This window comes from Lachnospiraceae bacterium GAM79 (genome assembly GCA_020735665.1).
Classification (GTDB): domain Bacteria; phylum Bacillota; class Clostridia; order Lachnospirales; family Lachnospiraceae; genus Coprococcus.
The window spans coordinates 820001-833870 of record CP085928.1; the positions used below are offsets into that span (position 1 = coordinate 820001).

The following is a 13870-nucleotide window of genomic DNA, read 5'->3' on the forward strand; positions in this document are numbered from 1 at the left end:
AAAGCTGATCTTCCCTGGGTAAGTCGGGGCCTAAGGCGAGGACGAAAGTCGTAGTCGATGGATAACAGGTAGAAATTCCTGTACCACATACAAACAGAACTGTGGGGACGCAGAGAGAAAGCCAGAGCCGGAAATGGAAAAGCCGGTGCAAGCGAGGTATCCGTAAGGGAGGCAAAACCCCCTTGCAAGGAGAAGACGTAATGCGGAGTGAACTATAAGTAACGAAGCTGGTGAGCTAGCTGCCAAGAAAAGCCGCTATTGTTTTGTATGTGCCCGTACCGTAAACCGACACAGGTGGATGAGGAGAGAATCCTAAGGCCGGCGGGAGAAGTGTTGTTAAGGAACTCGGCAAAATGACTCCGTAACTTCGGGAGAAGGAGTGCCACAGAGATGTGGCCGCAGAGAAATGGCCCAAGCAACTGTTTAGCAAAAACACAGGTCTATGCAAAACCGAAAGGTGAGGTATATGGGCTGACGCCTGCCCGGTGCTGGAAGGTTAAGAGGAGAGCTTAGCGCAAGCGAAGGTTTGAATTTAAGCCCCAGTAAACGGCGGCCGTAACTATAACGGTCCTAAGGTAGCGAAATTCCTTGTCGGGTAAGTTCCGACCCGCACGAAAGGCGTAATGATTTGGGCACTGTCTCGACAACACACCCGGTGAAATTGAAATACCAGTGAAGATGCTGGTTACCTGCGCCAGGACGGAAAGACCCCATGGAGCTTTACTCCAGTTTGATACTGGGATTCGGTACTGTCTGTACAGGATAGGTGGGAAGCTAGGAAATGATGACGCCAGTTGTCATGGAGCTGACCTTGGGATACCACCCTTACAGTACTGGGTTTCTAACCTGCAGCCGTGACCCGGCTGGGGGACAATGTCTGACGGGGAGTTTGACTGGGGCGGTCGCCTCCGAAAGGGTATCGGAGGCGCTCAAAGGTTCCCTCAGAATGGTCGGAAACCATTCGAAGAGTGCAAAGGCAGAAGGGAGCTTGACTGCGACACCGACGGGTGGAGCAGGTACGAAAGTAGGACTTAGTGATCCGGTGGTATAACGTGGGATTGCCATCGCTCAACGGATAAAAGCTACCCTGGGGATAACAGGCTTATCACTCCCAAGAGTTCACATCGACGGAGTGGTTTGGCACCTCGATGTCGGCTCATCGCATCCTGGAGCTGTAGCAGGTTCCAAGGGTTGGGCTGTTCGCCCATTAAAGCGGTACGCGAGCTGGGTTCAGAACGTCGTGAGACAGTTCGGTCCCTATCCGGCGTGGGCGTAGGATATTTGAGAGGAGCTGTCCTTAGTACGAGAGGACCGGGATGGACGGACCGCTGGTGTATCTGTTGTTGACCAACAGCATGGCAGAGTAGCCAAGTCCGGCAGGGATAAACGCTGAAGGCATCTAAGCGTGAAGCCCCCCTCAAGATTAGATATCCCATTCTTTAAAGAAATAAGACCCCTTGAAGACTACGAGGTTGATAGGTCTGAGGTGTAAGTGCGGTAACGCATTCAGCTGACAGATACTAATAGGTCGAAGACTTATCCTGAGAGGTTCGAAAGATAAGCGAGAAAGAGATTGGAGAAGATGAAGTCGCGAGACTTTCTGTATGAAATTCTGAAGGTACATGAAATAGTTTAAAAAAAGAAAGCGTTAAAACGCTTTCTTTTTTTGTTTATAAATATTAATTTGAAATATGAAATAATCATTCTGTACCTCATAAAAGATTGTAAAATATAAAAATTAAAAAGCAACGGCATGTTATTCTTAGATAGCCGGATATTGAAGGCTGTTATGGTATATAAAAACTGATATAATGGTAAAAGATTATGTATTTTTATTGCAATTATATACATAAATCTATAAAATAGATATGGTGAATCATACATAAACTGTGTGAAAAAGGGTATTATTCTGATATATTATATCAGATAAATAAGAACAATAATTACAGATGTATTGTAATAGGAAGGAACGATAATAGCAGGCAGCTATTGAAAAAGGTATGGGAATAAAAGAAGAAACAATAAAAATGAAAGCGGCAGCACCTTATCTGGCAGCTTCCTCTGTAGAACAGAGAAATAAAGCACTTCTAATGGTTGCAGAGAATTTAAGGGCAAATGCGGCAAAGATTTTTGAAGAGAATAAACGAGATCTGGCAGCGGCAGAAGAAGATCATATTGCACAGGCAGTGAAGAAACGCTTGAAGTTTGATGAGGGAAAACTAAGAGATGTTATAAAAGGAATTGAGCAGTTAGTTGCTCTGCCTGACCCATTAGGGAAGGTGACATTAAAACGCCAGTTGGATGAGGGATTAGTTCTGAATCGTGTCAGCTGTCCGATTGGTGTTATCGGAGTTATTTTTGAAGCAAGACCGGATGCACTTGTTCAGATATCATCTCTTTGTATTAAGAGTGGAAATTGTGCGATACTAAAGGGTGGTAGGGAGACAACATATACCAATCGTATCCTGTTTCAGATTATACATGATAGTATAATAGATGCAGGGTTGCCGGCAGATTGTATGCTTCAGGCAGAGCAGCACAGTGAGATTGATGAACTTCTGTCGTGTCATGAGACGGTTGACCTTCTGATACCGAGAGGATCGAACAGTTTCGTTCAGTATATTATGAATCATACAAAGATTCCTGTTATGGGACATGCAGATGGAATCTGTCATATTTATGTAGATAGAGATTATGATCCAAATAAAGCGATTCCGATTATTATCGATGCAAAGACCCAGTATACAGCAGCATGTAATGCAGTGGAAACTTTGTTAATCCATAGAGATATAGCAGGAAAATTTCTTCCGGTTCTTGCAAAAGCATTAAAGGAAAATGGAATTACGCTTCGTGGAACAAAGGAAGTAACAGATCTGATTGGCGGAGAGACAATCGGTGAACAGGAGTTCAAAGAATATCTGGATCTGATTGTTTCTGTTAAGATTGTAGATACGGTAAATGATGCGATCGCACATATCAATAAATACGGTTCCCATCATACAGACAGTATCATTACCGAAAATGCGGAAACTGCAGAATTATTTATGCAGATGGTAGATTCTGCCGGAGTTTATCAGAATTGTTCAACTAGGTTTGCGGATGGTTTCCGTTATGGTTTTGGTGCAGAGGTTGGAATCAGTACAGGAAAGATCCACGCAAGAGGTCCGGTTGGTCTGGAAGGGCTTGTTACTTATAAATACAAGCTGTTTGGATGTGGACAGATTGTAGATGATTATGCAACAGGAAAGAAAGAATTTCATTTTAAAGATTTATAATAAAAATTATTCACAAGATTATTACAGGAGTTAGAAAGATGCATAAGGAATTTCGAATGGGAAATGAAGCAATTGCGCTTGGGGCAATTGCTGCCGGGGTAAATTTGATTTCCGGATATCCGGGAACGCCATCGACAGAGGTACTTGAGACGGTTGCAAAGAACAGAACAAATGACTGTTATGTAGAATGGTCGGTTAACGAGAAGGTTGCCATGGAGGTAGCAGCCGGTGCTGCTTATTCAGGAGCGAGAGTTATGGTAACAATGAAGCAGGTCGGATTAAATGTGGCATCTGATCCGTTGATGAGTCTGGAGTATGTGGGAGTAAAAGGCGGTATGGTGATTCTGGTTGCCGACGATCCGGGGCCGATCTCATCACAGACAGAACAGGATACGCGGACATTTGCAGCATTTTCAAAGGTTCCATGCTTTGATCCTACATCGGCACAGGAAGCTTATGAAATGGTACAGGAGGCCTTTGAGTACTCGGAAAAATATAAAACACCTGTATTCTTAAGACCGACAACAAGAGTGTGTCATGGATATGCAACGATTGAAGTAAAGGATGCGGCAGAATACAAAAAGAATGAATCGGAAGGATTTGTGAAAGATTCCAAACGGTGGGTTATTTTCCCGAAGCTGTCCTTTCAGGCACATCGTAATATTGAAAAGCGAAATGTCGAGCTGGGGGATGCCTTTTCTGAATATGACAGAAATGTTGTGAGTAGAAAGATAGAGACAAGATTTGGTATTGCAACCGGTGGAATCAATTATACATATACAATGGAAGCCCTGGGAGACGATGCAGAAAAAATAGCGATATTTAAAGTAGCGACCCCATTTCCGTTCCCGGAACGAAAAGCAGTTGAATATCTGGAACAGTTAGATGCGGTTTTATGTGTGGAAGAATTAGATCCGGTGATCGAACGTGCGCTTACCTATATAGCGGGCAAATATCATCTCCCGGTAAAGATCTATGGTAAGCTGACCGGTCATGTAGCAGCCTCAGGTGAGAACACGATTGACAGTGTAAAGGACAGTATCACACAGTTCTTATTGGATCAGGGTATTGCAGCAGACCGGTACAAGGCACTTACCGCAGGTGAAAAGAACAATCAGTCGGAAGAGTTGGCAGAGATGCCGGAGCTTCCGGTACGTCCACCTGTATTATGTGCAGGTTGTCCTCATCGTGCTTCCTTTTATGATGTAAAATGCGCTATGAAGGGAAAGAAGACAATCTTTTGTGGAGATATCGGATGTTATACACTTGGAAATGCCATGCCGCTTGATATGGTTGACACTTGTCTGTGTATGGGCGCAGGGCTTGGAATTGCGCAGGGGGTTTATCATACAGAACCGGATACGACATGTTTTGCATTTGTTGGAGATTCTACATTCTTCGCGTCAGCAATTCCCGGCGTCGTAAATGCGGTTTATAATCAGGCAGATATGACATTGATCGTTCTTGATAATTCCACGACGGCTATGACAGGACACCAGCCACATCCTGGAACCGGACATACGATGATGGGAGATATTGTAAATAAGATTGATATTGTTGGTATCTTAAAGGGAATTGGTCTTAAGACAGTAGAGACGATCAATCCATTTGAGCATGAAGCAGCGGTACAGACAGTTGCGCGTGTTGCAGCAGAACCGGGTGTGAAGGCAATTATTTTCAAATCTCCATGTATAGCCATTACGAAGTCGTCCAGATGTATGCATATAGATACAGATGCATGTATAGGTTGCCAGAAATGTATCAGAGAGATCGGTTGTCCAGCACTTTACACATTTGAAGGCAAGGTTTGTATCGATGAAAGTCTCTGTACAGGATGTACTTTGTGCAGCCAACTCTGCCCGGTACATGCAATCGGGGACGGACAAGAAGAAAGGGGGCAGGCATAATGAATAAGAATATTATTCTGTGTGGTGTCGGTGGACAGGGAACAGTGCTTGCATCCAAGCTGATCGCAGCCGCAGCTATGGAGAAAGGAATCCCGGTTATGAGTGCGGAAACGATCGGTATGGCACAGCGCGGAGGAAGCGTATTCAGCCACGTAAGAATGGGTGAAAATCTGTATTCACCAATGATAGCAAAAGGAACAGCAGATATGATCCTGGGATTTGAACCGGGAGAAACGGTGCGGATGCTTCCTTATCTGAAAAAAAACGGAGCAGTAGTCGTCAGCAATCGTGCGGTTATGCCGGTTACAGCATCGCTGGCGAAGACCGGTTATAACGGAGCATCTATGATCGAATATCTGAAGACACAGGTAGATCAGGTTTTGGTGATCGATACAGATCAGGCATGTGAAACTCTTGGGTCTGCAAAGGTGTTAAATGTCTTGATGCTGGGAGCCGCAATTTCGACCGGTATGCTTGGACTTGAAAAAGAAGATATCAAACAGGCTTTGATAAAAAGATTGCCGGAAAAATTACATGAGCTGAATTTCAGAGCACTTGATTATATACAATAAAAATATTTTATAAAATAGAAAGTTTGGAGGATAAATAATGGAGATTTCAGAGTTACAGATCAGTCAGGTCAATAAACAGATCGAAGCATTGATTAAGGCTGAAAGTTTTTATGGAAAGAAGCTGGAGGAAGCAGGAATTACAAGAATTTCGACACCGGAGGATTTTAAGAAGCTTCCATTTTCAGAAAAAAAAGACCTGAGAGATGCATATCCACTTGGTTTAATGACAGCACCGGAAAGTGAGATCGTTCGTATCCATTCATCATCAGGAACAACAGGACTTCCGGTTATTATTCCATACACAGCAAAGGATGTAGATGACTGGGCAATCATGTTCAAGCGTTGTTATGAGCTTGCAGGTATCACGAATATGGATCGTATTCAGATCACACCGGGATATGGACTCTGGACGGCAGGAATCGGCTTCCAGAACGGAGCAGAGAAGTTGGGTGCTATGGTCATACCTATGGGACCGGGAAATACGGATAAACAGCTTCAGATGATGCAGGACATGAAATCTACTGTCCTTTGTTCGACATCTTCCTATGCACTTCTTCTTGCAGAGGAGATCGAGAAACGTGGTATCAAAGATAAGATTTGCCTGAAGAAGGGTGTGATCGGTTCTGAACGCTGGGGCGAAAAGATGAGAAAACGTATCTCAGAGGAACTGGGAATTGAATTATATGACATCTATGGTTTGACAGAGATCTATGGACCGGGTATCGGAATCAGCTGTAAATATGACAACGGTATGCATTACTGGGATGATTATATCTATATCGAGATTCTTGATCCTGTAACCTTAGAGCCGGTTCCGGATGGCGAAATGGGTGAGATTGTTATAACAACGCTTGTAAAAGAGGGTGCACCTCTGATTCGTTATCGTACACATGATCTTTCAAGAATTATTCCGGGAGATTGCCCATGTGGATGCAAGCATCCAAGGTTAGGTGTGATTATGGGAAGAACGGATGATATGATGAAAATCAAGGGTGTAAATGTATTCCCAAGCCAGATTGAAGAAGTATTGAAGGAATTCCCTGAATTATCAAGTGAATATCAGATTCGCATCTCCCATCTGGATGGAAAAGATACAATGAGAATCTATGTAGAGACGGATGGAAGCGTAGATTTCGTAGAGTTATCTAAGCGTATTGCAGAGAGAGTAAAGAGTCGGATTGGATTTACCCCACTTGTTAAGGTTGTAGAGATTGGGGTGCTTCCAAGAAGTGAGAAGAAGACAAAACGTGTAATTGACGAGAGATATGAATAAAGCAGAAAGCCGGATATGATATTTCATACCCGGCTTTGTTTTTGTCAGTAAATTATGAATTACAGATCAAATTTTGTTTTTACAAAATCTTCAATGATATCAGCGGTCTTTTTGAAGCCCAGGACGGTTGAATTGATCGTCATATCATAGTTCTTACTGTTGCCCCATTCCATATCAGTGTGATCCTTGTAATATGTTTTTCTGTTACGGTCATGACGTTTGATCGTAGCTTCAGCATCACGTTGGGATAACTGCTTGGTTTCCATAGTACGCTGTAACTTTGCTTCGTTATCAGCAACAATAAAGAATGAAGCTACACAATCCATATCCTTTAATACATAGTCGGCACATCTGCCAACAATTACAAAGGATTCTCCGGATGCTGCCTTTTCTTTTATAAAATCGAACTGAAGACCGGCAAGAATCTCTTCCGGAGAATTGCTGTATCCCTGAACGGTACGAGAGAACAGATATTTTCTAGGTGACTCATCATAGTCTTTAATATTATCTGTATCAAAATTATTCTGTTTTGCAACTTCTTCAATTAGATTACGATTGTAATATGGGACATTAAAACGTTTTGCAATGTCCTGAGCAATTACATGTCCGCCACTTCCATATTCACGACCGATTGTGATAATAACCTGTTTGTCCATATTTTATAACCTCCCTAAAAATATGTAAGTTTCTTAGAAGACGCTGTTATATCGAATAAATACACCGAGTGTACAAATGATCATAACAAGAATAGTAGCAGGAGCCATCTTCTTACAATATTCGCCCCATCCGACCGGATGACCTGCTTTAGCAGCTACTGAAGTACCAACAACATTTGCGGAAGCACCGATAGGCGTTGCATTTCCACCAATATCTGTACCAATGGCTAATGAATAGGCAAGGACGGCAAGAACCCCACCATTACCTGCTGCAAGTTCTTTGATAACAGGAACCATAGTAGCAGCAAATGGAACATTATCGATAAAGGCACTGCAGATAGCTGAGAGCCAGATGATAATAGCAACCATGATATACATATTTCCACCGCTGACGTTTTTGATGAATTTTGCAATGACTTCCAGAATACCGGTCTGCTCCAAACCACCAACGACAACAAATAAACCAATAAAGAATAAGAGTGTCTTGTAATCAATCTTCTTTAAAAGTTCCAGTCCATGTCTGCCGGAACAGATCAGTGTGATTATAGCTATTATAACACCAATCGCAGCAACTGTCAGCCCTGTCTGTGTCTGTGTAAGAAGCAGAACAACAGAAAGCAGGAAAATAACACAGCTGAAGATAAATCCGGATTTGTCTGTAATTGCTTCTGAAGGACTTGGTATTGTTGAGGTATCAACCCCACCTTCATTTTGCTTTAATTCCTTATGAAAAGCAAGATAAAAATAGACAATCATAATTACCAGTGAAATAAGAACAAATACACCTGTATTTGTCAGGAAATCAAAGAATGAAAATCCAAGTGAGGTACCGATGATAATGTTTGGTGGATCACCACAGACGGTAGCAGTTCCACCGAGGTTGGAGCAGAAGACTTCTGCCAAGATCATTGGAACCGGATTGAATTTTAATAATTGTGAGAGTTCTACTGTTACAGCTGCAAGGAACAGAATAACTGTGATACTTGCAATGAACATAGAAAGAAATGCTGACAGGATCATAAAGGTGATCAGAATCGGAACAATTCTGTATCGTACAAGCTTTGCAATCAGCATGCAGAGCCATGTAAAGAAACCTGCACGTTTCATACCTTCAACCATGACCATCATACCGGCGATAAAAATAATGGTCGCCCAGCTGATACCGTTGGAATCTTCAGATGCTTGTCCAACTGTATGCCAGAAGCTGGTTGTAAAAATGCTTTTAACGTTTAACACTTCCATGATAGCCTGTCCACTGTGCAGACAGATACCAAGGACAAAGATGATGGTGAGTAATCCACAGCCCAGCGTTATAAGATAATGTTCGATCTTATCAAGAACGATCAGCACAAACATAGCCAGGAAGATGGTTACTGCTAAGATGGATGCTAACATGTTTCCTCCTTCTTGAGAGATACCTGAAAATCATAATGGTAGTATCTCTTCTTATTTATAATATTTTTTTTCCGTTTATCATTATAGGAAGATTGCACAAAAAGTCAATATTTTTCGGTAAAGGTTCGGTAAAGGACGATGAAAATTGATAAAAAACAAGTAAATATGACTAAAAATAGAGTGAGTAAATAAAAAATAGTCATTATATTTGGTACAAATATTACAATTTTCAACCGTATTGTGGATAGGAATAAAATTAATAAGAAGAAACTGTTGCATTTCCGTTCAGACTGGAGCATTATAGAGAAAGAATATTAAAGGAGAATGAGTAATTATGTATAAAATTATTTGTAAAGATGGCAGAGCAAAAAGAGCTACCTTTACGACTGTTCATGGTACAGTGGAAACTCCTGTATTCATGAATGTGGGAACTGCTGCTGCGATCAAAGGCGCAGTTGCTACGACAGATCTGAAAGAAATCGGCTGTCAGATTGAATTATCAAACACCTATCATTTACATGTAAGACCGGGTGATGAGGTTGTGAAGAAAATGGGCGGTTTACATAAGTTTATGTATTGGGATCGTCCGATTCTTACGGATTCCGGCGGATTTCAGGTGTTCTCGCTTGCAGGACTTCGAAAGATTAAAGAAGAAGGCGTTACATTTAACTCGCATGTAGATGGACGCAAGATATTCATGGGACCGGAGGAAAGTATGCAGATCCAGTCTAATCTTGCATCTACGATCGCAATGGCGTTTGACGAGTGTGCACCTGCAAAGGCGGAACGTTCTTATGTGGAGAATTCGGTTGCCAGAACCTATCGTTGGCTGGAGCGCTGTAAGGCAGAGATGACACGTTTAAACAGCCTGCCGGATACGATCAATAAGGAACAGATGCTATTCGGAATCAATCAGGGCGCAGTATATGAGGATATTCGTATTGACCATGCAAAAAGAATTGCGGAGCTGGATCTGCCGGGGTATGCTATTGGTGGATTGGCTGTTGGAGAGACAGCGGAGGAAATGTATCATATTCTGGATGTAACCGTGCCATATCTTCCTGAGAATAAGCCGGTTTATCTGATGGGTGTCGGAACGCCGATCAATATACTCGAAGCAGTTGACCGTGGTGTGGATTTCTTTGACTGTGTATATCCATCCAGAAACGGACGACACGCACATGTATACACAAAACATGGAAAACTGAATCTGAAGAATGCAAAATATGAGACAGATGACAGACCGATTGAAGAAGGCTGCGGATGTCCGGCATGTCAGCATTACAGCAGAGGTTATATCAGACATCTGTTAAAGGCAAATGAAATGCTTGGTATGAGATTTTGCGTCTTGCATAATTTGTATTTTTATAATAATATGATGAAAGAGATTAGACAGGCTATCGAAGAAGGCTCATATGCATCGTATAAAAAGTCTATGATAGAGAGTTTAACATCAAATGAAGTTTAGAAGGAGAATATTATGAACACATTAGGAATGGTTTTAAGCGGTAGTACACCAGCAAATACAGGTAGCAGCACAATGTTTATCGTTGTATATATCCTGATCTTTGCTGCAATTATCTACTTCATGATGATCCGTCCACAGAAGAAGCAGAAGGCTAAGACAGAGGAAATGCATAACCAGATGGAACCGGGTGACAATATTATGACAACCAGTGGTTTCTATGGCACAATCCTTGATATTGTAGATGACACAACTATCATTGTTGAGTTTGGTAATAACAAGAACTGTCGTATTCCAATGCATAAGAATGCAGTTGCTGAGCTTGAAAAGAAGAATGCAGCAGTAGTGGAAGAAGATAAGGAAAAGAAATAAAGAATATCTTTTTAGATAAGAAGATGTCAGAACAGAAAAATCTCCATGTTCAGTAGAAAATCTGAATATGGAGATTTTTTTCTGTTCTTCAAAAAAGATGCGCTTTTATATTGTCCAGAATTCCGGTGGTGATCCGCATACCGCCGCGACCGGTTCCGAGAGAGATGTCCGGTTTGATCACACCGTGGAAATCCGTACCGCCGGAGACAAACAAGTCATGTCTGTCTGCAATCGCCCGGAGCTTTCCGCTCTCATAGGAATTATTAGAAGAATGATAAGCTTCTAAGCCCTTTAACCCAAGTGGTTTCAGATAGTCCAGTAATTCCTCAATCTGGTTATAACCAAGCTTATAGAGTAATGGATGTGCGAGAACTGCACATTTGCCATATTGGTTGATGATCGAGAGAGCACGTTCACATGTGACCTCCGGTTTCGGAAGATAGTATCTGCATTTTTCGCCAAGGTATTTTTTAAATGCCTGATCCTTGTTCTTGACAATGCCGTCCTCAATCAGAACTCTTGCAAAATGCGCACGGGTAATAACTGTATCCGGATTTCCCTCTTGAAGTTTTTCAATGGTCATATCGATGCCGTCACGCTGAAACAGCTTGCACATTTCCACATTTCGATTAAAACGTGCATCTTTTAAAGCGTTCAATTCAGCAAGAAGTCCGGGATTGGTATAGTCCATATAGAAGCCCAGAATATGGATCTCGCGTGAACCATAGTTGCACGAAAGTTCGATACCGGGAATCAATTCCATAGGGAGAGAATCCTGTGTATCCGGGGCCGGCTGATGATTTTCCATGAACCGGATTGCTTCCGGGACTCCATCAACCGTATCGTGGTCGGTGATCGCCAGAGCGGCAAGTCCCTTATCAAGAGCCATCTGGCATACTTCAGATGGAGTAAAAGAACCATCCGAAGCAGTTGTATGGACATGTAGATCTATAAAACGCATATGTATTCCTCTTTTCTTTATACAATGTAGGATTGGTTTACCGAAATCTAAAAAGATAAAAGCAAACCAAAATAATTATAATATGAATCTAAAAACATGGCAAATTTTTAGACAAACTTATTGATATTTTTTATTAATTGGTATAGACTTAATTGACGGTTTATGAGAAAATATGTCTGATGGTTACGAAAAAAGAATAGATATTCATAACCGCTTTAAGCAGATTTTCATATTTCGAAAGGAGATTCACAATGATTTATTCACAGGAAGTTGAAAACATGTGCCCAGTTGGACAGGGCGTACATCATGGATGTGCTCCAATTCCAGAAGAAGCAAAATGGGTACAGGCAAAAGAAGTAAAGGATATTTCAGGCTTTACACATGGTATTGGCTGGTGTGCACCACAGCAGGGTGCCTGCAAGCTGACATTAAATGTTAAGGAAGGAATTATTCAGGAAGCATTAGTTGAGACAGTTGGATGTTCAGGTATGACTCATTCAGCAGCTATGGCAGCAGAGATCCTTCCGGGACTTACAGTTATGGAAGCTCTTAACACAGACCTTGTTTGTGATGCTATCAACACAGCTATGAGAGAGTTATTCTTACAGATCGTATATGGTCGTTCACAGAGCGCATTTTCAGAGGACGGACTTGCTATTGGTGCCGGACTTGAAGATCTTGGTAAGGGACTTCGTTCACAGGTTGGTACTATGTACGGTACATTAAAGAAGGGTCCTAGATATCTTGAGATGGCTGAAGGATATGTAAATGCTATCGCTCTTGATGAAGAGGGTATGATCATTGGATATAAATTCGTTAACCTTGGTAAGATGACTGATTTCATTAAGAAGGGTGATGACCCTAACACAGCTTATGAGAAGTCATGTGGACAGTATGGACGTGTTGCAGATGCAGTTAAACTCATCGACCCACGTACAGACAAAGAGATTGAGAAATAATAGAAGGAGGTAACGATATAATGGCATTATTTGAATCATATGAAAGAAGAATCAAACAGATCAATGAAGTATTAAACAGCTACGGTATCTCCTCAATCGAAGAGGCAGAGAAGATCACAAAGGATGCTGGTTTAGACGTATACAATCAGGTAAAGAGCATTCAGCCTATTTGTTTTGAGAATGCATGCTGGGCATACACAGTAGGTGCAGCAATCGCAATCAAGAAGAACTGCAGAAAGGCTTCAGAAGCTGCAGCAGCAATCGGTGAAGGACTTCAGTCATTCTGTATTCCAGGTTCAGTTGCTGATACACGTAAGGTTGGTCTTGGACATGGTAACCTTGGTAAGATGTTACTGGAAGAAGAGACAAAGTGCTTCTGTTTCTTAGCAGGACATGAGTCATTCGCAGCAGCAGAAGGTGCGATCGGTATCGCAGAGAAAGCTAACAAAGTTCGTAAAGAGCCACTTCGTGTTATCTTAAACGGTCTTGGTAAGGATGCTGCTCAGATTATTTCAAGAATTAACGGTTTCACATTTGTTGAGACTGAGTATGATCCATATACAAACACAGTTAAAGAAGTATTCAGAAAGTCTTACTCAGAAGGACTTCGTGCAAAGGTTAACTGCTATGGTGCGAACTCTGTACCAGAAGGTGTTGCTATCATGCACAAAGAGGGTGTTGATGTATCTATCACCGGTAACTCAACAAACCCAACTCGTTTCCAGCATCCGGTAGCTGGTACTTACAAGAAGGAATGTAACGAGTTAGGAAAGAAGTACTTCTCAGTTGCTTCAGGTGGTGGTACAGGTCGTACACTTCACCCAGATAACATGGCAGCAGGTCCTGCTTCCTACGGTATGACAGATACACTTGGACGTATGCACAGTGACGCTCAGTTCGCTGGTTCATCATCCGTACCTGCTCATGTAGAAATGATGGGTCTGATCGGTGCTGGTAACAACCCTATGGTTGGTATGACAGTTGCTGTAGCTGTTTCTGTAGAGGAAGCTGCAAAGGCTGGTAAGTTCTAGACCG

At 42.1% G+C, this 13870-nt stretch carries 11 protein-coding genes and 1 rRNA gene (1 of these 12 only partly in view); 9 read left to right on the plus strand and 3 right to left on the minus strand.

Going from position 1 to position 13870, the window contains the following annotated elements; all coding sequences use genetic code 11:
- The 5 genes from LK416_03580 to LK416_03600 all read left to right on the plus strand — a co-directional run.
- Positions 1-1544 (plus strand): 23S ribosomal RNA (locus LK416_03580) (it extends 1344 nt beyond the left edge of the window).
- Positions 1545-2000: 456 nt separating this feature from the next.
- Positions 2001-3275, plus strand: a complete 1275-nt coding sequence (locus LK416_03585; GenBank protein ID UEA75273.1) for a glutamate-5-semialdehyde dehydrogenase — start codon at positions 2001-2003, stop codon at positions 3273-3275.
- Positions 3276-3313: 38 nt separating this feature from the next.
- On the plus strand, positions 3314-5182 hold the full coding sequence (gene iorA / locus LK416_03590; protein UEA75274.1) for an indolepyruvate ferredoxin oxidoreductase subunit alpha: 1869 nt from the start codon (positions 3314-3316) through the stop codon (positions 5180-5182).
- Positions 5182-5754, plus strand: coding sequence for an indolepyruvate oxidoreductase subunit beta (locus LK416_03595; GenBank protein UEA75275.1), 573 nt, complete (start codon positions 5182-5184; stop codon positions 5752-5754). Before iorA ends, LK416_03595 begins: the two co-directional genes overlap by 1 nt.
- A gap of 37 nt (positions 5755-5791) precedes the next feature.
- Entirely contained in the window at positions 5792-7027 is a 1236-nt protein-coding gene (locus LK416_03600; GenBank protein ID UEA75276.1) for a phenylacetate--CoA ligase, read from the plus strand.
- A 59-nt stretch (positions 7028-7086) separates the two neighbouring features.
- Here the strand turns inward: LK416_03600 and LK416_03605 are convergent, their stop codons facing one another.
- Complete coding sequence (locus LK416_03605; GenBank protein ID UEA75277.1) at positions 7087-7683, minus strand: cytidylate kinase-like family protein; 597 nt, start codon at positions 7681-7683, stop codon at positions 7087-7089.
- 33 nt (positions 7684-7716) lie between these two features.
- Positions 7717-9078, minus strand: a complete 1362-nt coding sequence (locus LK416_03610) for an anion permease (protein UEA75278.1) — start codon at positions 9076-9078, stop codon at positions 7717-7719.
- 334 nt (positions 9079-9412) lie between these two features.
- On the opposite strand from LK416_03610, the gene tgt reads away from it, so the two are divergent.
- Complete coding sequence (gene tgt / locus LK416_03615; GenBank protein UEA75279.1) at positions 9413-10546, plus strand: tRNA guanosine(34) transglycosylase Tgt; 1134 nt, start codon at positions 9413-9415, stop codon at positions 10544-10546.
- Between the two features lie 12 nt (positions 10547-10558).
- The gene (gene yajC / locus LK416_03620; protein UEA75280.1) at positions 10559-10915 is read left to right on the plus strand and encodes a preprotein translocase subunit YajC; all 357 of its coding nucleotides are present in this window, start codon (positions 10559-10561) and stop codon (positions 10913-10915) included.
- Between the two features lie 88 nt (positions 10916-11003).
- Here the strand turns inward: yajC and LK416_03625 are convergent, their stop codons facing one another.
- Positions 11004-11876 carry a PHP domain-containing protein gene (locus tag LK416_03625; protein ID UEA75281.1) on the minus strand — a complete coding sequence of 291 codons (873 nt, stop codon included), beginning with the start codon at positions 11874-11876 and terminating at the stop codon, positions 11004-11006.
- Positions 11877-12127: 251 nt separating this feature from the next.
- Between LK416_03625 and LK416_03630 the strand changes: the two genes are divergently transcribed.
- Both LK416_03630 and LK416_03635 read left to right on the plus strand, forming a co-directional pair.
- Positions 12128-12835 (plus strand): hypothetical protein, encoded by a 708-nt coding sequence (locus LK416_03630; GenBank protein ID UEA75282.1) that lies wholly within the window; start codon positions 12128-12130, stop codon positions 12833-12835.
- A gap of 20 nt (positions 12836-12855) precedes the next feature.
- Complete coding sequence (locus LK416_03635) at positions 12856-13866, plus strand: GGGtGRT protein (protein ID UEA75283.1); 1011 nt, start codon at positions 12856-12858, stop codon at positions 13864-13866.
- Positions 13867-13870: the final 4 nt, after the last annotated feature.

What these genes read in the sequence shown, in the direction of transcription:
- LK416_03600 (UEA75276.1), top strand. Translation starts at nt 5,792, where the DNA reads ATGGAGATTTCAGAGTTACAGATCAGTCAGGTCAATAAACAGATCGAA.
- LK416_03605 (UEA75277.1), bottom strand. Translation starts at nt 7,683, where the DNA reads ATGGACAAACAGGTTATTATCACAATCGGTCGTGAATATGGAAGTGGC.
- LK416_03595 (UEA75275.1), top strand. Translation starts at nt 5,182, where the DNA reads ATGAATAAGAATATTATTCTGTGTGGTGTCGGTGGACAGGGAACAGTG.
- LK416_03630 (UEA75282.1), top strand. Translation starts at nt 12,128, where the DNA reads ATGATTTATTCACAGGAAGTTGAAAACATGTGCCCAGTTGGACAGGGC.
- LK416_03585 (UEA75273.1), top strand. Translation starts at nt 2,001, where the DNA reads ATGGGAATAAAAGAAGAAACAATAAAAATGAAAGCGGCAGCACCTTAT.
- LK416_03610 (UEA75278.1), bottom strand. Translation starts at nt 9,078, where the DNA reads ATGTTAGCATCCATCTTAGCAGTAACCATCTTCCTGGCTATGTTTGTG.
- iorA (UEA75274.1), top strand. Translation starts at nt 3,314, where the DNA reads ATGCATAAGGAATTTCGAATGGGAAATGAAGCAATTGCGCTTGGGGCA.
- LK416_03635 (UEA75283.1), top strand. Translation starts at nt 12,856, where the DNA reads ATGGCATTATTTGAATCATATGAAAGAAGAATCAAACAGATCAATGAA.
- LK416_03625 (UEA75281.1), bottom strand. Translation starts at nt 11,876, where the DNA reads ATGCGTTTTATAGATCTACATGTCCATACAACTGCTTCGGATGGTTCT.
- tgt (UEA75279.1), top strand. Translation starts at nt 9,413, where the DNA reads ATGTATAAAATTATTTGTAAAGATGGCAGAGCAAAAAGAGCTACCTTT.
- yajC (UEA75280.1), top strand. Translation starts at nt 10,559, where the DNA reads ATGAACACATTAGGAATGGTTTTAAGCGGTAGTACACCAGCAAATACA.